Annotated in this window: 19 protein-coding genes; 5 read left to right on the top strand and 14 right to left on the bottom strand. The window is 35.5% G+C overall.

All coding sequences use genetic code 11. From position 1 onward, the window contains the following. Nucleotides 1-2: 2 nt before the first annotated feature. Nucleotides 3-644 carry an FMN-dependent NADH-azoreductase gene (locus NSQ37_RS08055; protein WP_007409582.1) on the bottom strand — a complete coding sequence of 214 codons (642 nt, stop codon included), beginning with the start codon at nucleotides 642-644 and terminating at the stop codon, nucleotides 3-5. A 196-nt stretch (nucleotides 645-840) separates the two neighbouring features. On the opposite strand from NSQ37_RS08055, the gene NSQ37_RS08050 reads away from it, so the two are divergent. Continuing rightward, nucleotides 841-1,344 carry an RrF2 family transcriptional regulator gene (locus tag NSQ37_RS08050; protein WP_004393007.1) on the top strand — a complete coding sequence of 168 codons (504 nt, stop codon included), beginning with the start codon at nucleotides 841-843 and terminating at the stop codon, nucleotides 1,342-1,344. Nucleotides 1,345-2,229: 885 nt separating this feature from the next. After that, nucleotides 2,230-2,679, top strand: a complete 450-nt coding sequence (locus NSQ37_RS08045) for a hypothetical protein (protein ID WP_044802974.1) — start codon at nucleotides 2,230-2,232, stop codon at nucleotides 2,677-2,679. Between the two features lie 807 nt (nucleotides 2,680-3,486). On the opposite strand, the gene speB is transcribed toward NSQ37_RS08045, so the two are convergent. Continuing rightward, the gene (speB, locus tag NSQ37_RS08040; RefSeq protein WP_095714142.1) at nucleotides 3,487-4,392 is read right to left on the bottom strand and encodes an agmatinase; all 906 of its coding nucleotides are present in this window, start codon (nucleotides 4,390-4,392) and stop codon (nucleotides 3,487-3,489) included. A 75-nt stretch (nucleotides 4,393-4,467) separates the two neighbouring features. After that, on the bottom strand, nucleotides 4,468-5,307 hold the full coding sequence (locus tag NSQ37_RS08035; RefSeq protein WP_167340511.1) for a MerR family transcriptional regulator: 840 nt from the start codon (nucleotides 5,305-5,307) through the stop codon (nucleotides 4,468-4,470). 148 nt (nucleotides 5,308-5,455) lie between these two features. Here NSQ37_RS08035 and NSQ37_RS08030 point away from each other — a divergent pair, with 148 nt between their 5' ends. After that, nucleotides 5,456-5,800 carry a DMT family transporter gene (locus tag NSQ37_RS08030; RefSeq protein ID WP_167340510.1) on the top strand — a complete coding sequence of 115 codons (345 nt, stop codon included), beginning with the start codon at nucleotides 5,456-5,458 and terminating at the stop codon, nucleotides 5,798-5,800. Further along, nucleotides 5,800-6,114 (top strand): DMT family transporter, encoded by a 315-nt coding sequence (locus tag NSQ37_RS08025; RefSeq protein ID WP_095714139.1) that lies wholly within the window; start codon nucleotides 5,800-5,802, stop codon nucleotides 6,112-6,114. Before NSQ37_RS08030 ends, NSQ37_RS08025 begins: the two co-directional genes overlap by 1 nt. Before the next feature lie 75 nt (nucleotides 6,115-6,189). Here the strand turns inward: NSQ37_RS08025 and speE are convergent, their stop codons facing one another. The 4 genes from speE to rapI form a co-directional block, all read right to left on the bottom strand. Beyond that, entirely contained in the window at nucleotides 6,190-7,020 is an 831-nt protein-coding gene (gene speE / locus NSQ37_RS08020) for a polyamine aminopropyltransferase (RefSeq protein WP_167340509.1), read from the bottom strand. A 279-nt stretch (nucleotides 7,021-7,299) separates the two neighbouring features. Next, nucleotides 7,300-7,983, bottom strand: a complete 684-nt coding sequence (locus tag NSQ37_RS08015) for a hypothetical protein (RefSeq protein WP_167340508.1) — start codon at nucleotides 7,981-7,983, stop codon at nucleotides 7,300-7,302. Nucleotides 7,984-8,061: 78 nt separating this feature from the next. Next, entirely contained in the window at nucleotides 8,062-8,181 is a 120-nt protein-coding gene (phrI, locus tag NSQ37_RS08010) for a phosphatase RapI inhibitor PhrI (RefSeq protein ID WP_010886415.1), read from the bottom strand. Beyond that, complete coding sequence (gene rapI, locus NSQ37_RS08005) at nucleotides 8,138-9,313, bottom strand: response regulator aspartate phosphatase RapI (protein ID WP_167340507.1); 1,176 nt, start codon at nucleotides 9,311-9,313, stop codon at nucleotides 8,138-8,140. Before rapI ends, phrI begins: the two co-directional genes overlap by 44 nt. Before the next feature lie 253 nt (nucleotides 9,314-9,566). On the opposite strand from rapI, the gene NSQ37_RS08000 reads away from it, so the two are divergent. Beyond that, the gene (locus tag NSQ37_RS08000) at nucleotides 9,567-10,265 is read left to right on the top strand and encodes a DUF4145 domain-containing protein (protein ID WP_167340506.1); all 699 of its coding nucleotides are present in this window, start codon (nucleotides 9,567-9,569) and stop codon (nucleotides 10,263-10,265) included. A gap of 9 nt (nucleotides 10,266-10,274) precedes the next feature. Here NSQ37_RS08000 and NSQ37_RS07995 read toward each other — a convergent pair whose 3' ends face one another. From NSQ37_RS07995 to NSQ37_RS07965, 7 genes are all read right to left on the bottom strand, one after another. Then, entirely contained in the window at nucleotides 10,275-10,655 is a 381-nt protein-coding gene (locus NSQ37_RS07995; protein ID WP_167340505.1) for a cystatin-like fold lipoprotein, read from the bottom strand. A 62-nt stretch (nucleotides 10,656-10,717) separates the two neighbouring features. Beyond that, a complete protein-coding gene (locus NSQ37_RS07990) occupies nucleotides 10,718-11,224 on the bottom strand; it encodes a hypothetical protein (protein ID WP_167340504.1) in 507 nt (168 codons plus the stop codon). A gap of 14 nt (nucleotides 11,225-11,238) precedes the next feature. Beyond that, the gene (locus NSQ37_RS07985; RefSeq protein WP_167340503.1) at nucleotides 11,239-12,228 is read right to left on the bottom strand and encodes a bifunctional lytic transglycosylase/C40 family peptidase; all 990 of its coding nucleotides are present in this window, start codon (nucleotides 12,226-12,228) and stop codon (nucleotides 11,239-11,241) included. After that, complete coding sequence (locus tag NSQ37_RS07980; RefSeq protein ID WP_167340502.1) at nucleotides 12,225-14,669, bottom strand: CD3337/EF1877 family mobilome membrane protein; 2,445 nt, start codon at nucleotides 14,667-14,669, stop codon at nucleotides 12,225-12,227. Before NSQ37_RS07980 ends, NSQ37_RS07985 begins: the two co-directional genes overlap by 4 nt. 3 nt (nucleotides 14,670-14,672) lie before the next feature. Then, nucleotides 14,673-14,999 (bottom strand): YddF family protein, encoded by a 327-nt coding sequence (locus NSQ37_RS07975; RefSeq protein ID WP_084992079.1) that lies wholly within the window; start codon nucleotides 14,997-14,999, stop codon nucleotides 14,673-14,675. A gap of 17 nt (nucleotides 15,000-15,016) precedes the next feature. After that, nucleotides 15,017-17,512, bottom strand: coding sequence for a VirB4-like ATPase ConE (gene conE, locus NSQ37_RS07970; RefSeq protein WP_167340501.1), 2,496 nt, complete (start codon nucleotides 17,510-17,512; stop codon nucleotides 15,017-15,019). Beyond that, a complete protein-coding gene (locus NSQ37_RS07965; RefSeq protein ID WP_120027805.1) occupies nucleotides 17,400-17,924 on the bottom strand; it encodes a conjugal transfer protein in 525 nt (174 codons plus the stop codon). The genes conE and NSQ37_RS07965 overlap by 113 nt, the downstream gene beginning before the upstream one ends. Between the last annotated feature and the right edge of the window lie 4 nt (nucleotides 17,925-17,928).

Here is a 17,928-nt window from a genome sequence, read left to right as displayed (position 1 = left end):
CCTTATTTACCTGCTAATCTTGAAGCAGCTTCTTCAACTTCTTTATTTGCTTTTTGTAAAACATCCTCCGGACTTAGTAAAGCTGTTCCTTGCACTCGGATAATTTGATAATCCTCAATACCGAGGAAATTGAACATTGATTTCAAATATTTATTAGAGTATTCAACTTCTTCATACCAGTCATCATTTGTATAAATTGATCCGCTGGCTTGTATGACAAGCATTCTTCGTCCATCTTTAAGCAGACCCACTGACCCAGTGTCAGTATATTTAAATGTTTCGCGTGCGATCATGATATTGTCCATATAGTCTTTTAATTTTGATGGAATATTGAAATTATGCAAAGGCAAAACGATGACATACGTTTTTGCACTTTTGAATTGTTTCAATACTTCTGTCATGCGTTCTGTTACTTTTTGTTCATCGCTTGTCAGTTCTTCGCCCTTTCCAGCCTTATCCCATGCGCTTAAAACTGTTTTATCAACCATAGGCACTTCATCACTATACAAGTTAATCTGCTCAAGCTCTTCACTCTCTGGAATTAATTCTTTGTAAGTTTCCAAAAAGTGTTTCATTACCCGTAAACTATATGACAACGTATCATCCACTTTTGGATGTGCATTAATGATAAGTGTTTTGCTCATTTAAAACTCTCCTTTTATTTTATATTAAAGATTAATTTAATCGACGATCAATTCGGTCTTTAATATAAACCCTGCAGTTTATTTTGTCAAACGGAACAAATAATATACTAAAGAAGGGTTTTATGATTGACTATCACCAAAAATACTCCTAAGATACAATGTGATAACCCTTAAAATCAAAAGCAGGTGAGTTTATATGCAGTACAGTGTTGGGGTTGAATATGCTTTACATTGTCTGGTTTATTTAATAGATGTTCCCTCCAAGGAAAGTGTCGGGATTCGGGACCTTGCAGAGTTCCAAGGACTTTCAGAAACATTTCTTTCAAAAGTTTTCGGTAAATTATCTAAAGCTGGTATTGTAAATTCTGTCCCCGGTGTAAAGGGAGGATACAGGTTAGCAAAATCCCCAGAAGATATTTCCTTTTGGGATGTAATAGAGGCTGTTGAAGGACCAAAACCCATTTTTCAATGTAAAAATATTGTAAGCAATGGTCTGCTTTATCGAGACAAATGCAACTCCTGTGAATCCAGCAATTCTTCTTGTACAATTAACTTGGTAATGCTTGAAGCAGAAGAACAGATGCGTAATTATCTTCGTAATAAAACGCTCGCATGGTTAAATAAAGAATTGGACGTAGTATTGCCTAAAAAAACAAGGACAGATACTCGGGAATACTTCATAAAAAAAAGCTCTGACTAAATTAATTAGTCAGAGCTTTTTTGTGCTTCAAGATGCCTTTAAATTACAAGTCATATTATGTTTTTTCGTTTTCCATCTCGGCGTTTGAATTTGTAAAAACAATGCCGTACCTATTGGTGCTTCTCTTGCATAAGAAAGCGCAAATGTTATACTCATATTAAAGACTACATTAATCGCCGATTTATATGGTCCCTTATAAAAAAGAATAACAATCTTCTTATTTTACAGACGAGAGGACTTGTACCTCCACGGGTTACATACCCGTTGGGCCCTCAACATAGTGAAAACGTATCATGTATTACATAAACCTTATAAATAAAGCATTCTTTATCTACATTTCCATTTGTTTTCTTTTTTTTTATGAATTTTGGGCGAAAATTAGGTATTACTTTTTTTAAAAAAATCACTGGAAATATTAGCTTTAAATTTGTAATTCCAGCTAAGATCTAAGAAACCACTAACAAAAGAAGTAAGGTGGTCTCGCCCAATAGGTGCGATAGTTTTTTCTTTTGGTAGTACCTTGGCTTGTCCGATTTTTGTAATTCAGTGTAGATAGACAGAGTAAAAAAGAGTACGTATTAATCTTGAATAGCACAAAAAACACTACCCTTTTCGTTACTTTAGAGAAAGGATGGTGTTTTTTGGTTTTGCGGGTATCGGAAAATCTTTGCTAGTAGCAGTACCTCAATAAAAGAACCCAATTTCCGCTTACCTAACTATATCAAGGCTTACTTGTCTGATTTGGGATGTTTGGGGTACAAAAGTTGAGTTACAAACATTATTATCCAAAAGAACGTTTACTGTAATTATTTTACATGGTACTATTTGTATTGTGCATACAGAATATGTATGTGTAATAAATGAAATTAAAAGGAGTGCTTGATCGTGAATCTTAAGTCCATTTTCAAAGGAGTAACATCGACTCTGATAGCTGGTGCAATTGTTGGAACTTGTACTATACCTGCTTTTGCGGAGTCGACTACAAGTGTATCGTCGAAAAATTATGCAGTTACAAGTGGAGTATTCAAAGCTCTAGACAGGGAGGTTTCAGAAGACTCTGTTGATCAATCAAGCTGGAGTCGGGAGTTCGAATTAGATGAGAATGACGGAGCACAAGTAAACTTCTGGATTTCAAATAACGGAAGCAATGACATAAAAATATCAATTGACGGAAAAGTCTCAAGAACCATCGCACCAGGCAAGCAAGGCAGCATTTCTGCCGAGGTTAAAAATGGTTGGTTTGGTTGGACATACAATTACACATTTACAGCTTCACCAACGGCTCAAGGTGGTAGTGTTAAGATGAAATATAAAATTGCTCAAAGAAATAATTAACGAATTATGGAAAGGTAATCACTCATTACCTTTCCGTAATTTCATCATTTTTTAGTTTTTTAAAAGATTCCTTACTTTCTATACTTTGGATATAAATTCACTCCAGGTTTTTCAACTTCTCTTTTTCTAGAAATAAAAGGTTTTTGTATTAAATCCTATATGATGCAAATCAAACCGATTAGTAATTACTTTTCTCCAATTTTCTTCTCCTGCTTTTCCTGCTCTTTTCCCCTCAGCCTTATGAAATATTATCCTGTCCTATATTTAAGGGTTATACAGCGCTCATTATCATTATTTACACCTTTTTTAATGTTTTTTCATATTTTCTGGACAGTAAATGGGAGTAAAGGAACCTTGACCACTCACCAAGATAAGTAAAATAAACAAAACGAAGGGCATCAAACTAGATGACTTACTATAAGTAAGTGGGCAGTAACAGACAAATTTTCTACAAACAAAAAAATACCAAGGATCTCTATTATCCTTGGTATCATTGAGATGCGGCCGAGAGGACTTGAACCTCCACGGGTTATTCACCCACTAGGCCCTCAACCTAGTAAAAACCTATCATGGGTTACAAAAGCTTTTAACCAAAGCATCTGTTTATTTTGTTTACACCTATTTTCATCATTTTTTATGAATTCTGGGCACAAATTGGGCACTGTTTTTAGGATAATTAAACCGCTGAATAATTGTGTTGTTATGCACTTCCCACGTCGATCTTTTAAAAGTAAACTTTTTAAACATCTTATTATACTTGCTCCTGACCAGAAATCGAAAAACAGCCTTAAGATGTTTTAATTCTATTTATCTTTTAATATTTTGCGCTAGTAAATATATCAAATCAGTGGCAATTGTCGCAGCTGCTAATGATGTGACCTCGCCAGCATCATACATTGGAGAGACTTCCACAAGATCAGCCGCAACGACATTTAACCCAGCTAATTCCTGCAGTAACCGTCTTATATTGTAAGTATCCGGTCCACCAACAACAGGTGTCCCTGTACCGGGTGCAACACTTGGGTCAAGTGAATCTATATCAAACGTTATATAGACAGGCATATTTCCAATAATGCTCTTAATTTTTTGTGCTAACTCTTCTGTAGACATTTCCAAGGCTTCATTTGCGTATATGATATTATAATTTTGATCATTCGGCATATTGGTTCTAATAAACACTTGTACTGATCTCAAAGCATCAACATAACCAATTTCCGCTATATCATTTGCAAATGTACCATGAAATATTTCACCATCATTTCCAGACAGAGAATCTTGATGACTATCAAAATGAAGAAGCGCAATCTTACCATGCTTCTCATAGGCAGCTCGAACCAAACCATAAGGGATAGTATGATCTCCGCCTAATGTTAGTAATTTCGCTCCTGACTTTAATATCTTAGAAGCATGAGAATAAGTTTCGTCAATCATTAATTTTGTAGAATTTTCACCGATATTTGCTCCGACATCACCATAATCAATAATGTTCAACTTTTCTTTCACATCATACTTATAAGGATACAGAAAATTTCCCGCATGCAATGACATCTGCCGAATAGATCTTGGTCCAAATCGAGCGCCTGGACGGTTTGAAACACCTACATCAAAAGGGACACCCATAACCGCTATATCTACGTTTGTTACATCTCTTGTTTGTGGAGTTCTCCAAAATGTCGGAAGACCTGAATACGCTAAAAATTGTTTCTTTTCCATATATAAATCCCTCCTTTGCTAATATGCTGACATCATAAACTCTTGTGTTACACAAATGTCAACATACAACTTTAACTAACGTTTTTTATCTTTCACCACAGGAATTTGAATTTCAAACATTGCTTCATTCGGCTCATCTGTTATTGAAATATCCACTTGAACCATTTGAAGTGCACTCCCAGCAAGTTTGTAATCCTGTTCTTTGATGAAGGCCATCAATTGGGTTAAACTATCCGTTCTATCCCATATTTCTCCGTAGTGTCTTAAACACACAAATTCCCCCTTTGGTATACGAATCACATATTCCTCAGGGATATCTTTTATATGATTGGTTCTAGCAATTAAAGTTGTCGGCGCTGAATAATGATTTGAAAGAAGATCCTCCTCTTCAATTAAAACCCCTAAACGATTACTTGCGACAAGTGGTGCTTTCTCCAGCATCATATTCTCAATTTCAATAACCCCATAACTTAGTTCTAAATCATTTGATATTTTCGTGTTTTTCGTAATGAAAAACCGTTCTTCTAAGGAATAGATTTTTATCCCTGGGAACAACCCTTCCTCCGATACTTTGTTAAAATTTTCTATCTTTTCATTTATACTTTTTTCTAGATCGATTAGTTCTTTTATATTTCTTTGCAATAATTTATGTTTTTCTTCTAAGATTCCGATTGATTTTTCCGTATTTCTTTCTGTTAAAAAAAATTTGATCTCTTCAATAGTCATGCCAATTTGACGCAATTCTTTTATTGTCCCAAGAACTTCATATTGATAAATCGAATAAAACCGATAACCCGTATTCGGGTCAATATATGCGGGTTTAAATAGCCCCACACGATCATAATGCCTTAACGTTTCAGCAGTTATCCTTCTTAATTTCGCCATCTCACTAATTGATAAAAGCTCTTTTAACAATGTCTTTTCACCTTCTTTTATTGTTCATCAATAAATGATCAAACTTTCTTGACTCTTTTGTTACACAAAGGGTTATGTTAATAACAGTTATCTTGATATAACTTGATCTTAAGTTAAATCTTTAATTAAACATCTAAGGAGGATCGTTATGAATCGCAATTGGTTCTATGTTTTAGTTGCCGGAATTATGGAGATCGGCTGGGTGTCTGGGTTAAAACATTCAACAAATTTTATTGAATGGATGTTAACGATTGTAGCAATCGTTTTAAGTTTCTGGCTATTAATTATTGCCTCAAGTAAATTACCAGTAGGCACTGTATATGCAGTATTTACTGGAATAGGTACGGCTGGTACTGTTACAGCTGAAATGCTCTTATTTGGGGAACCTTTTCAATTCATAAAAATATTATTAATCTTATTGCTTCTGGCAGGAGTAATTGGATTGAAACTCATAACTAAAGACTCAACAGAGCCGGAAGGAGGACATGAATAATGGCTTGGCTGCTTTTAATATTAGCCGGCTTATGTGAAGTTATTGGGGTTTCCGCGATTAATCGCTTTGTCATCCGGAAAGATATTAAATCCATATGTGTCCTCATTGTAGCATTCACATTAAGCTTCTTCTTCCTTTCACAAGCTATGACTAGTATCCCTATGGGTACCGCTTACGCTATCTGGACTGGCATCGGGACAGTTGGAGCCGCATTAGTCGGGATGTTTATATACGGCGAACCTAAAGAATGGCGGAGAATCCTCTTCATCTCAATGATTTTATGTGCGGCTATTGGGTTAAAACTGCTTTCTTAGTCTAAAATTTTCATTTAAAAAAGGCATACTTGTTACAGTATGCCTTTTTTAATCACTGTTTAAGTGTTTTTAGATTTAATCATTACATAAATCATTTACAAACTTAGGCAAAACAAACGCTGCGTTATGAATTTCTTTTGTATAATATTTGCTTCCAGTGTCATAAAATCTATCTTTATCAATATTTAAAGGATCATGCTTTTTTGAGCCCATAGTAAAAGTCCATAAACCACTTGGATAAGTGGGTATATTACAAGTGTATAATTTAGTAATAGGAAAAATCTCTTTTACATCTTTGATAACCGTTTGAATGAGATCACCTTTAAACCATGGATTATCAGATTGAGCAACTAATATGCCATCATCTTTCAATGCTTTTGATATACCGGCATAAAAACCTTTCGTAAATAAATTAGCAGCTGGTCCAACCGGTTCAGTTGAATCGACTAAAATTACATCATATTCATTTTCACTTTCAAGAATATGCATATAACCATCTTCAATTCGCAAATCAAAACGCGCATCAGCTATATTCTCAGCAAACCCTGAAAGATATTTTTTAGAGTACTCAACTACTTTACTGTCTATTTCGACTTGAACTACACTAGTAACTGATGGATGTTTCAATATTTCACGAATGACCCCGCCATCCCCTCCTCCGACTACAAGGATTTTTCTCGGATTTGGATGAGTAAATAACGGAACATGTACCATCATTTCATGATATACAAATTCATCTTTTTCTGTAGTCATCACCATTCCATCAAGTGTGAGCATATTTCCGAATTCTTCTGTTTCAAATATATCAAGCTGTTGAAACTCCGTTTTTTCAGAATGCAGAGTTCTTTTCACTTTAGCTGTTATACCAAAAGAATCCGTTTGTTTTTCAGTAAACCATAAACTCATATGATTCCACCCTTTTCTGTTAAAAATCATTTTTCAGTATAATCTTTTGTGTTACACAAAAGTCAATATTATAAGACTAAAAACATAAAAAAACATACCAGTATTATTTGGTATGTTTTCTTCTTTAGATAGCCCCTCAATCCTCACCTAGTAAAAACATATCATGGGCTACAAAAGCTTGTATTCTAAGCATCTGTTTATTTTATTTACACCTATATTTTCATCATTTTTCACGAATTCTGGGAACAAATTGGGCACCTATTAGAGACCAACGGAACTCTACATTTCATCACTAGAGATGTCACTCATTGCCCTCTCGGAATAAAAGTATTCCATATCGCTTTGATATTGTTCCCACTCTTGCTTTGTATACAGGTATCTTTCTGCATCCACTTCCTTCATTACGTCTCTTTCTGTGATATATTCTTGGAAAAAATCAAGTATATGACTATATAAAAATTTTATCTTCTCAACTAACTCATTAACACTGGGTTCATCTAAAATGATTGAATGATGTGTTATATGATTTCGATAGTCATTAATAAGGGTTATTGCCGTCTCAACATCTTTTGATATATCTATATCAACTAAAAACTTAATTCTTTTAATTGCTTCATTTAAATTAATTGTATACAATTGTTTCTTTTTATTATTGCCGTTACCCAACTCAACGTCAAAAACATTTCGCTTATTATTAAATTCAAATGGGTTTTTCTTACCCTTACTTTCATTCTTTAGCTTTTCTTTTGCTTCCATATATAAATTTATATCAGTAAATATTAGTGATTCATTTTGCTTTGACAATATGTATTTCAATAAAATTTCTATTCCATGATTAAGAAATATAATTGCATCTTTTAAAAAGTGATAACTGCTTTCCTTATGATACTTCTCAAACTCTTCTATGTTAGTTTTAGCTTTCTTTAATGAATCTATGCCGTTTTCTAATAATGAGTATTCCATTTCACTTTCCTTCTTTTCGTATTTTTATAAAAAAGCTTAATCAAAAAGATTAAGCTTTTTCTAATTATTTAAAGTAACCTATGCCCCTACCCTATCTGCCGCCACTTTGATCTCAGTATTATGATCACTTTGCAAATAAGTTATTGAAAATACACTACTTAAAATCACTGCTGCCAATAGAATCCGGCTGATTTTCATTAATAATCTCCCCTTTTTTAATTTTTCGTCTTGCTTCAATACTCATACGATAATATTCATTAGAGAGCATTAAATTTCCTTGTTCATGAAAATAATCAGCGACTTCAATCGAAAAATTTTCAACATCAGCAAACATTTTTCTCGAAGCCAGATATGAAAATGCATTCTTTATTAATTGAGTCTCACCATCAGAAAAAAATAATCCCTCTAATATTTTGAATTTCGCTGAGTATTCCTTATCATCACTTTTATCGGCAATAAATCGCCCTTTCCTAAAGTATATCGAAGCAACATCATAATTTTGTTGTTTTGCTTCTACATAGGTTAGAGTAAATAAAGTCTTTGTTAGGAAACTATGTTTTGATTTTTCGAAAATTTCCAACGCTAAAATTAAATGTTGTGAAGCCTTTTTATATTCTTTCAATTCATCATAACAAATCCCAATATTCATGTGTGACATTGCAATTAAATGCTCTATGTTACTTTCCTTAGCAACTTTCAAAGAATTCAGAAATTGTTCCAAGGCTCTTTCATATTCTAAAGAATCGATCAGGTTACCTGCTACGATAAATTGACAACGCACAGTTTGGACCGCATACTCTTCATACTCTCTAAATATTTTGAGAGCACGATTTGCATAATTCATGGAGAAATATGTTTGTTTCATATAATAATATACATAGGACACTTTGAAAAAAAACTCTGCTTTTTCTATTTCATCCTCAACTTCCGACAACTTTGATTCAGCTATTCGATAGGCACTTATCGCCGAAGTTAATTCTTTTCGCCTAAACTCATACATCCCCTTAAAAAAGTAAAAATAATATTCCAACATGCCAGTTAATTGCCCTTGTTTCTCAATTTCTTTTATAGTCTCATAAGCATTATTGAGATCTTCTATTTCCTTAGATTTCATATAACTCAGCATTATCTCGTGCCTAAAATCTAATAACTGATAATATAACAAGGCATCTTGGTTTTCTTCCATGTTTAGCAATTCTTTCTCTACTTCTATTTTTATAATCTCTGCCTGCTCAACTTGATCATCTTTTATTAATGTATACCAATCATTTAACTTTTTTGTGACTATGTCGTACGGAATTTTATCTTTATCTAAGAAAACACCCCGCAAGAAAATTCCCCCATCCTTACATAAATTGTGCGAATATTTACATTAATTGTATTATGTCAGAACACCCTTTATTTTACAAAGAAGAATTGCAAAAAGGTACGTTATATCTACTCCTTTGCGGTTTTTTTGCGGTTATACCAATACTTTTGCGACTTGACGCCAATTTACAAACTTTTAGAATCATTGAATAAAATTAACAGTTCACAATAATAGTGCTATAATACGAGTAAAAAAGTTGTAGAAGGTGCTTAAAATGGTGACAATTCTTACTTGTCCACACTGCGGAAATAAGACTCCTATGAATCTGTTAAATAGATATGAAAAAAAAACTTTTGTTCCATTAGGTTTTGGTGATGATCAAGCTCAATATAATGACATATTCGAGGTGTTTGAGTGTCCGGTTTGTAACGATTTTCAACTATATCATACTCATTGGAATACTGAAGAAGCATACTTTGAGGATTATGATATCTATGAAGATGGTCAAGTTTTATTCCCTCTTTCTGAAAAGGTGAATTCATTCAGACTTCCTAAAAGTGTTAAAAGTGCATATGAATCAGCTTTAAGAGTTAGAAAGATTGATGACGTTATTTGTCTGATTTCTCTTCGTAGAACTTTAGAAATGGTATGTAAAGATAAAGGGGCTGTTAAAGGACAGCTTCATCAAAAACTTAATCAGTTACAACAACAAAACATTTTACCCCCTTTAATGGGTGACATTTCAAAGGTAATAAAAGATTTTGGAAATATGGCTGCTCATGGAGATCAAGTAGATATTGATAGTTATATAGTTGATGCTATGTTTAGATTAACAAACAAAATACTTGAATATGTCTACATATTGCCAGGGGAAATGAACGAAGCAAGATTTATATTTGAAATGAAAACTGCCAAAACATCTAGTTCAGAAGATTCACCTCCAAATATGAATACACAGCAAAAAAAGGAGTAGAACGCAGGTCTACTCCTTTAACTTTGTTTCTTTACCTTTGGCTTCTTCATAGTCAGGTGTTTTCTTTGATAAGCCAAGACGATCATTTTCACCATTTCCAGGCATGTCGCTCATTTCTTTATACTCGTCTCCAAGTTTTTCATAGTATTTAAAAGTAGTTAATTCACGAGAAGAATCATCAGGCATATAAAATGCGAACTGAATATATTTTCCTCCATCGTAAACCCGAACTATAGAATTAGCCCTCGAAACATTTATTCTAGTATCATCACCTTTATATTCTTTATATTGATTGATTACATCATCAATCGCATCATTATATTTATTGCCGCCGCACGCAGTTAAAACGAACATCATCATCAAACTAAGGAAACTAAAAAGGTTTTTCAAAATAAACATTACCTCCTTTTTCAATATTTAGTATAAACAAACAATTCGATCTTTTCCATCTTTTATCCATTTCCCTTGACCTGCACATTATCAACTAACCAACCATCTTTCTCTTTTTTCATAGTCGTTTGAACAATCAACACTTGATTCGTAGTAACTGAATTTGCGGTTGTGGCAATTTCGACAATGTTTAAAAACAATTCATGAGATTCATCTAACGGCTTTGAATAACTCTCTAGTGAAAGTAACTCACTTTGCACACTGACTGTGTGCTTTTGATCAGAACGAGAAGGGAATGCATAGTCAAACCCTTTTCTAGTTGTGTGCTTCTTAACTGTCTCATATCGATTATCTATATCCGAGTAATTAAAAAACGCATCAAGAAATGCCTTGTTTTCTGAAGCGCTGCTTGTTGATTCTATATGGTTCAATTCCTTAATTTTTTCTGTTAAAACTTCATTTTTATCCTTTAACTTTTCAATCTTATACGTTTGCTGTCCATTCGTAAAAAATCCAGTCAGCAATATCAATAATAAACAAGCTGAAGTCCATGCAATATGTGTTTTCATATTTTCACTCCTAGTTATTTAATACGTCCAAAGGATACAAGGTGATCTCTCCAATAACCAGATTTCAGATCAGAATATTCAATCCCACTGTCATTTGAATTAAACATTCTGCCATTGCCTACATAGATGCCGACGTGAGTAATGGCTTTTCCTTCATATGTGCCGCCAAAGAACACTAAGTCACCCGCAGTCGCTTCTTTTTCACTTATTTTCTTTGTTGCCCCATGTTGTTCTTGTGCTGTTCTAGGAAGAGTGATTCCAGCTTTCGCAAAAGACCACTGAACAAGGCCCGAACAATCAAATCCAGTTTTCGGGTTTGAACCTCCCCAGGCATACGGTTGCCCTTCATATTTCAAAGCTTCTTTCATGACTGTTTTATAGAAATCCATAGAACCATTCACAGGCTTCACATTTTTATCAGAGCCTTTCACATACCTCATGACATGGTCAACGTAACTTGGGTCACCATAGCTTTTCCAGCCCATTTTAAAAGCTTGCAATCGGCTGAAATCAAGTGCCAATTTCTTTGTGTATTTCCCGCCATTCTTTTTGACATAGTCTATAAAGCCAGAACCAAAGTTGTATGCCTGTAAGGTTAAACGAACATCACCGCCAGCCTGTTTAAAAACCTTCTTAAAATGTTTAATGCCGACTTCAATCGAACGTTCTGGGTCAGTTATGGAGTTGGGAGGTAAGCCGATACTTTCGGAACTTTGCATGATATCTAAAGAACGCCCACCACTTTCTTGCATGGTGAGCGCCATAATAATATTCACTTGATCAAAAACTCCTTCCTGACGTGCGTACTTCTCAAATACAGCCCTAAATCGTTCGACTTCCGGTGCAATCCCGACCGTTTCATATTCGCCATCCCCGCCGCCTATAAAATCGTCTCCAACTTGATTTTCCCTTGAAATCGTCATAACCACTACGATACATAAAACAAAAAAGAAGATAAAAGGAGTTGAGAACACCAAAGGAAGAACTACCTTTTTACTTATCATCTTGTTCTTTCATCCCTTCTCAGTCGATCTTCAACTTTTGACGAGGTGCGCCTTCCAATATCATTTAAAGACACTTGTTCAAATGTATTTACGTTTTGTTCAGTTCGCTTAATCGTTTGTGATGAAGGCTGATTTTCTCTTAAAACAGTCTTACTTTCAGCAGGTGCATCCGTCTGTTTTTTCTCAGCACGAATACCATCTGAATGAACTTTTGCGGGTTCAGATGGTCTGGTTTTTCGTTCATTATTGACAACAGGTTGATTCTCTACTTTTGTAGGTTGAGAGCTTTCAAAGCCATTCTGTGGTTCAGATTGACTCGTTATGACTTTTTGGTCTGAACGTTTGATGTCTGCTAATCTCTCTTGTGCTACAGGTTCACTTTTTGAAACAGAATCATCTTTCTGGACTTCAAAATCTTTTTGCATATCTGTTTCAGGATTCTGGTTTTGTTCTTCAGAAACATACGCTTTTTGATCAGTACGTTCTGTGTCTTTATCACTCTCTTGTAAGACTGGTGCTCGATCAGAAGCAGTTTCTTCTTCATGTTGTAATGATGCATCATCAGTTTGTTGCTGGTTATCAGGCTGTTTAAGAAGCTGTTCAACATATTCTTTTTGATCTGTTCTAGCTGATTCATCCTTTTTATCCTGTAATATAGGCGCTCTTTTGGATAACTCTTCATTACCTTCTTGCAAAACGTCCTTCAGCATAGGAGAGTTTATTCCGTCTTTTCTCAATCTGTCTAAATGGGATTGCTGTTTATTTTCTTTTGCGTTCGCAAATGCTTCTTTTTGTTTCTCTTGTTCTTTCGACAGAGTTTGAGGATTTCGTTTTAAGTTTCGGCTATTATGATTAGATACTCCGTTAGCAGTCTCTTTTTGCGGGGTTCTTGAAATAGCATGAGTATTATCATACCCTATAGCAGCACCACTCGGTGAATTACCACCACTTCCACTTGGAGCACCATTTAAGCCATCAGCATTCGAACCATCTTTTCTCCCCTTAAAATCCTTTGCAAAGTCAGTAAATACGCCCCCACCGTTACCCAATGTTCCACCTATTTTTTTTGCTTGTTCCCAAGCAGGCTGAACAATGTTTTGTCTCATATTTTCCATCATATTATTATCAACTGAAACAACTTTTCCAGCAGTCACAAACTTGATAATGGCATCCCTCTTGTGAAAACCAATCCACAAGATTGAGGCAAGGACAGCAACATTTAAAAGATACATTCCAAAACCATTTGGCGGTATTAACTTGTCAACGATAAAACAAGTCACGTACACAAACAGAACGATAACCCCTAACATTGCTTTCAGTAGGTAAACACTCCCCAAGCGTCCAAGGGTGACAAATCCCGAGTAAGCTAATTGGGGAACATACGCTAAGATGAAAGCGAATGGTACAAAGAATACAATCACTAGAGCGATTATTTGGAGCAAGAAGTTAAAGAAAGCTAATGCTAAAAATGGTATCCCAATGACAATAGAAGCGACCACAGCAATAAAAGATTCTCCAAGTTGATTAAAAACATTCCCAGAGGTCATAGACTCATTTTCATATTCTTCAATTTCAGTATCCTTTATATGCTTCTGTTTTTCTTTTTCTCCGTCTTTTGACAGCTTGTATGAAAGCAATTTATCGACCCTTGATAATTTCTCTTTCGAATCACCTTTTTCATTAATTTTTACTTCACTTGTTTCTCCAAAATTCACGATTAAAAATGGCTTCATCAAAGCGATGTCAAAGTATAGATTACGCATAACTGCGACTGTGCCTTCCATTTCCTTTCCTTTTTCAATAGCAGAACTGTCAGCAAAATTCCCTTCATCTTGAACAATGCCCACTAATCCATTTCCCGCAGTTAAAAGCTTTCCTTGTGCTTCTACAGACAAGGCATTCAACGCTTTCATGTAATAACCAGCGTTTGACATCCAAAGCCCGCCGATCACCATGACACAAATAAATAGAATACTCCGTCGCATTGCTTCTTTTACGCTACCTCTCACACAGAACAGGTAGACAACATAGGCGCACGTGAAGATGAATAAGGCTTCACCGAAAGTCTTTTTCAGGGTTTTATAAACTGTTTTAGAGACGTTTGTAATGGAGTTTGCGAACTCGTCAATCGGTTGCAAGTTATACAAAATATCCATCCCCGCATCAACCACACGAACAATGTTTCCCGCAAAAGAAAAAGTGACGTTTGTCAGCCCAACAAACGCCCCCTTGATTAAATCGTCAGATGCTTCATTATTCGCTTGATAGCGTGAGATAGGAAACCTTTTCACCTTCAATTCCACGCCGCCGGCTTTCTCGATTTTTGGCTGTGTGGTGGTATCTCCGTCAGCCGAAAATACTGTTACAGCTGAAGCGACAGTTAAAAACAACAACACGATTGCCGATAAAATCAGGATCCTTTTCTTCTTCATCACAGCCACCTCCTAATCTAATCGAGTTAATAAATAAAATTGGTATCTGGCTTTCTCTAAGTCTCTTTGCGTTAGCAGCACGTTTTCGGGATATCGTTCATATAGGGAAAAACAAATTGCTTTTTGATATTTCATATGCCTGAAAGTCTTTCGGTTTTGTTCAATCTTGATACCTAATAATTTTTGCAGGAACTGTGCCGTTGATTTATGCCCAATAAAACTTTTGTACCGACCTTCATAATGATTCAGCCATTGTTTCACTTCGTCCAATGTGATTTTTTCAGCTTTATAAAAGCCTGGACTCGTGACAACAAGAGAGTTTAAGAAAGCTATTTCCATGTACGATTCAACCCCTTTTACAAATATTTTTCTTCCGCATATGCGACAGCTTTTTTCTCAACTGTTTTCAGAGCACCTTGCCATTCTTCGAATAGGCATTCTATTGAGATTTTGGAGGTACGGCCATAGTAATCTTTAAATAAGCATTGACCTTGGAACATGGATTCCATCATTTTTTTATTTTCTTTTGTGACCTCCATGTTCATCCATTTCAACACTTCTTCACGCTCATTCGGTTCATCAAAGGCAAAGGCAACGCCGAAGTTTCCAGAATCCTCTTCTTTTAATGCGTCTTTTGTAGATTGGGAAATGAAGTATTCCGCATTGTTGTATGAGCGACCAATCCGGCGCATTTGTCTTTCTACTTTTTTTCCTTGTTGGGAAGTGGTGAATATCCATGCTTCATCTATAAATTCAACAGTTTGTTCATCTTGATTCATACCGAATAGTTCGCAGAACTTACCAAGCGCAAACATGACGGCACTAGACTTTAATTGTGATATGGTGTAGTTTTCAAGTCGCTCAGCATGATCTGGTAAATCCATATTTTCAACTTCTAAAATGGTGATTCGTTTTTCAAGAGACAATGCAGGGTTTGAACCATCATGAATACAAAGTTTCAAAATAGAATCTGACACAACCTCATTTAAATAGTCGCCAGCCTTTTGTACAGCTTCTTCCGGATGGTTCTGCATCTTCCGAATAATATCAAGCGAGCCGACCTGTTCACCTTTTTGTTTTTCATCAATTACTTCTGACGTAGCACGAAGGAAAGCTGTGTTCACATCGTCTTTCCCTTTAAAGTCATATACTTGTTCAAAAATGACTTGAACTAGCTCTTTCGCTTTCATAGGAGGGAGAAAGGAGATAGGATCAAGCGCTCCCCAGTTGTGCGTGTTTTCATGATCTAGTGTGATATAGTTGTATTTCTCTAAATGTGCAATATATAAGGGAAAGTTCTCTCGAATGTATTCATCATTCAAGACTCTTTGAATCCACTTTCTCATTTCCTTTTTAGGGTCTATATACAGAGATTTGATGTTTAACATGCTGATGTAGTTAAAGATCAATTTCGCCAGATATGACTTGCCGTTTCCTGTGTCTCCGGTGATTAGGCAGTGAGGAGAACGTGTCTTTGAACCTTTTAACTGCTGATTCGCTAGGAAAGGGTGAAATAAGACAAAATCACGGCTGGACATAATGGCACTTTCTAAGTCGGTGTGTTCTTGGAAACGATCAACCCAACCAAGGAAGAATCCAATTTTCGAACCAATATCAGAGTTAACAGCAAATAGACTTTCTGCCACGCCATCTTGTGTCGTTTTTTGAATCCAGTTCTTATCGGTTATATCTAACTTTTCACCGGGAAGCATTTTATAAAAAAGGTTCAGTTGATCAGCCACCGGAAGCCGACACGTAATGCCAGCGCCTTTTAAATGCCTTTTGACAATCGTTGCTTTTCCCACACATTCTTTTTTTGTCTTTCCATGAACGACTATCACCGACAGCCAGTTCATCACATGCACATCTTCTTTCTTTATTTCATCTTGTAAATGCCTTATCATTGTGGCACTTGTGACAGTGGAAACATCACTTCGATCGCCTGTGCTTTGTTGTTCTTTTTGTTCTTCTTTCAATTGCTGTCTTTTGAGGTTGAGGGCAGGCTTGGTAATGGACTTTGATTCCGTTTGAATTTTCATCTGAACTTCAACAGGGAAGGGAAGAGACTGTGCTTCATAAAACAAATCACTTTCCGACATATTGTGAAGAAATTCGTCAATCACGACAAATGCTGAATAGCCTTCATCTTGATCACTATGCAAATGCAAAACTGATGGGTCAGTGGGGTCTATGATCGTGTTTGTAATAGAGCGAACATCCTTTATCTCACTTTCTTCATTCGTTTGGTGCTTTAACCCACGTACAAAGTGATAACGGTTAATGTATGTCATTTCTGTTTCTGAAAGCCGTTCTCCGCGAACAGAAGCCATGATGTTCGCTAGTGTTTCTTCGACTTCCTCATATTTTTCAAAAAAAGAGGTGGAAACATTTTGTTCCCACCCGAGCATTTTCACGACTGTATCAGTCGCTGTATTGAAAAAAGATAATATATTGTCTTTAAGTTCGACACTAATATTTACAAGACTGCTTTTCAGTTTTACACCTATAATGAAGTCATACTTTGTCAGCCTTCCTAATCGCTGTTCTAATAGCCTTACCGTTTCTTCATTGTAGTAACGTGCCACATCCATTGCATCTGCCGCAATATCTGTTTCTAAATCCTTAAATCGTTTTTCTAATTCATACTCACTTGGATACATCATCAAGTGAAAATCCTCATAAGATGTAATTTCTTCAAAAAGATGCTGCCACTTCTTTTTATACGATTCAACTTTTTCTTTATTTTGCATAGGAATCGAATTGCTTTTTATTCGGTAGTACGCCCACACGTCGCCCGTTCTTGTTAACAGCAAATTCTTGTGTATTGCCTTCATAGGCGTTTTTAGTCTCATTCGAATAATCCACCACCTTCACAAGTTTTCGAAACTCAATTTGTTTTTCGTTGCTTAGATCAACCTTTCGGTCATTGCAAAACTTCTTTTGTGGAAGCTTGATGAAGAAGTAATACTTTGCAAAATCAATGAAGTATAAATAGATGTTTTTGCCTTCCGGCTTTATTTTCGTAACAAGCATTGTTAAAAAAATCGGTATTCCAAAGATCACGATGACGAAACTGTTATCAAAAGCGTGAGGAAAAATCATCCTCACGCCGTACCAAAATCCAAAGCAGAGACCAACAAAAATGAAATAGTTAATAGCCGGTATTAACTCAACTGCAAATGGTAACGAATAATTTTCGGTTAATTGCTGAATCTTTTTCGGCTCTCTCATTGCCTTCCGGTAGTTGAACACCAGACGCCCCATTCAG

Source organism: Bacillus sp. FSL P4-0334, assembly GCF_038004825.1.
Classification (GTDB): domain Bacteria; phylum Bacillota; class Bacilli; order Bacillales; family Bacillaceae; genus Bacillus; species Bacillus velezensis.
This window is presented reverse-complemented; position numbering and strand designations above follow the sequence as displayed.

What these genes read in the sequence shown, in the direction of transcription:
- NSQ37_RS07990 (WP_167340504.1), bottom strand. Translation starts at nt 11,224, where the DNA reads ATGAAAACACATATTGCATGGACTTCAGCTTGTTTATTATTGATATTG.
- NSQ37_RS08055 (WP_007409582.1), bottom strand. Translation starts at nt 644, where the DNA reads ATGAGCAAAACACTTATCATTAATGCACATCCAAAAGTGGATGATACG.
- phrI (WP_010886415.1), bottom strand. Translation starts at nt 8,181, where the DNA reads ATGAAAATCAGCCGGATTCTATTGGCAGCAGTGATTTTAAGTAGTGTA.
- NSQ37_RS08015 (WP_167340508.1), bottom strand. Translation starts at nt 7,983, where the DNA reads ATGGAATACTCATTATTAGAAAACGGCATAGATTCATTAAAGAAAGCT.
- speB (WP_095714142.1), bottom strand. Translation starts at nt 4,392, where the DNA reads ATGGAAAAGAAACAATTTTTAGCGTATTCAGGTCTTCCGACATTTTGG.
- NSQ37_RS07965 (WP_120027805.1), bottom strand. Translation starts at nt 17,924, where the DNA reads ATGGGGCGTCTGGTGTTCAACTACCGGAAGGCAATGAGAGAGCCGAAA.
- NSQ37_RS08000 (WP_167340506.1), top strand. Translation starts at nt 9,567, where the DNA reads ATGGTGACAATTCTTACTTGTCCACACTGCGGAAATAAGACTCCTATG.
- NSQ37_RS07975 (WP_084992079.1), bottom strand. Translation starts at nt 14,999, where the DNA reads ATGGAAATAGCTTTCTTAAACTCTCTTGTTGTCACGAGTCCAGGCTTT.
- NSQ37_RS08025 (WP_095714139.1), top strand. Translation starts at nt 5,800, where the DNA reads ATGGCTTGGCTGCTTTTAATATTAGCCGGCTTATGTGAAGTTATTGGG.
- NSQ37_RS07985 (WP_167340503.1), bottom strand. Translation starts at nt 12,228, where the DNA reads ATGATAAGTAAAAAGGTAGTTCTTCCTTTGGTGTTCTCAACTCCTTTT.
- conE (WP_167340501.1), bottom strand. Translation starts at nt 17,512, where the DNA reads ATGAGACTAAAAACGCCTATGAAGGCAATACACAAGAATTTGCTGTTA.
- NSQ37_RS08030 (WP_167340510.1), top strand. Translation starts at nt 5,456, where the DNA reads ATGAATCGCAATTGGTTCTATGTTTTAGTTGCCGGAATTATGGAGATC.
- NSQ37_RS08050 (WP_004393007.1), top strand. Translation starts at nt 841, where the DNA reads ATGCAGTACAGTGTTGGGGTTGAATATGCTTTACATTGTCTGGTTTAT.
- speE (WP_167340509.1), bottom strand. Translation starts at nt 7,020, where the DNA reads ATGAGTTTATGGTTTACTGAAAAACAAACGGATTCTTTTGGTATAACA.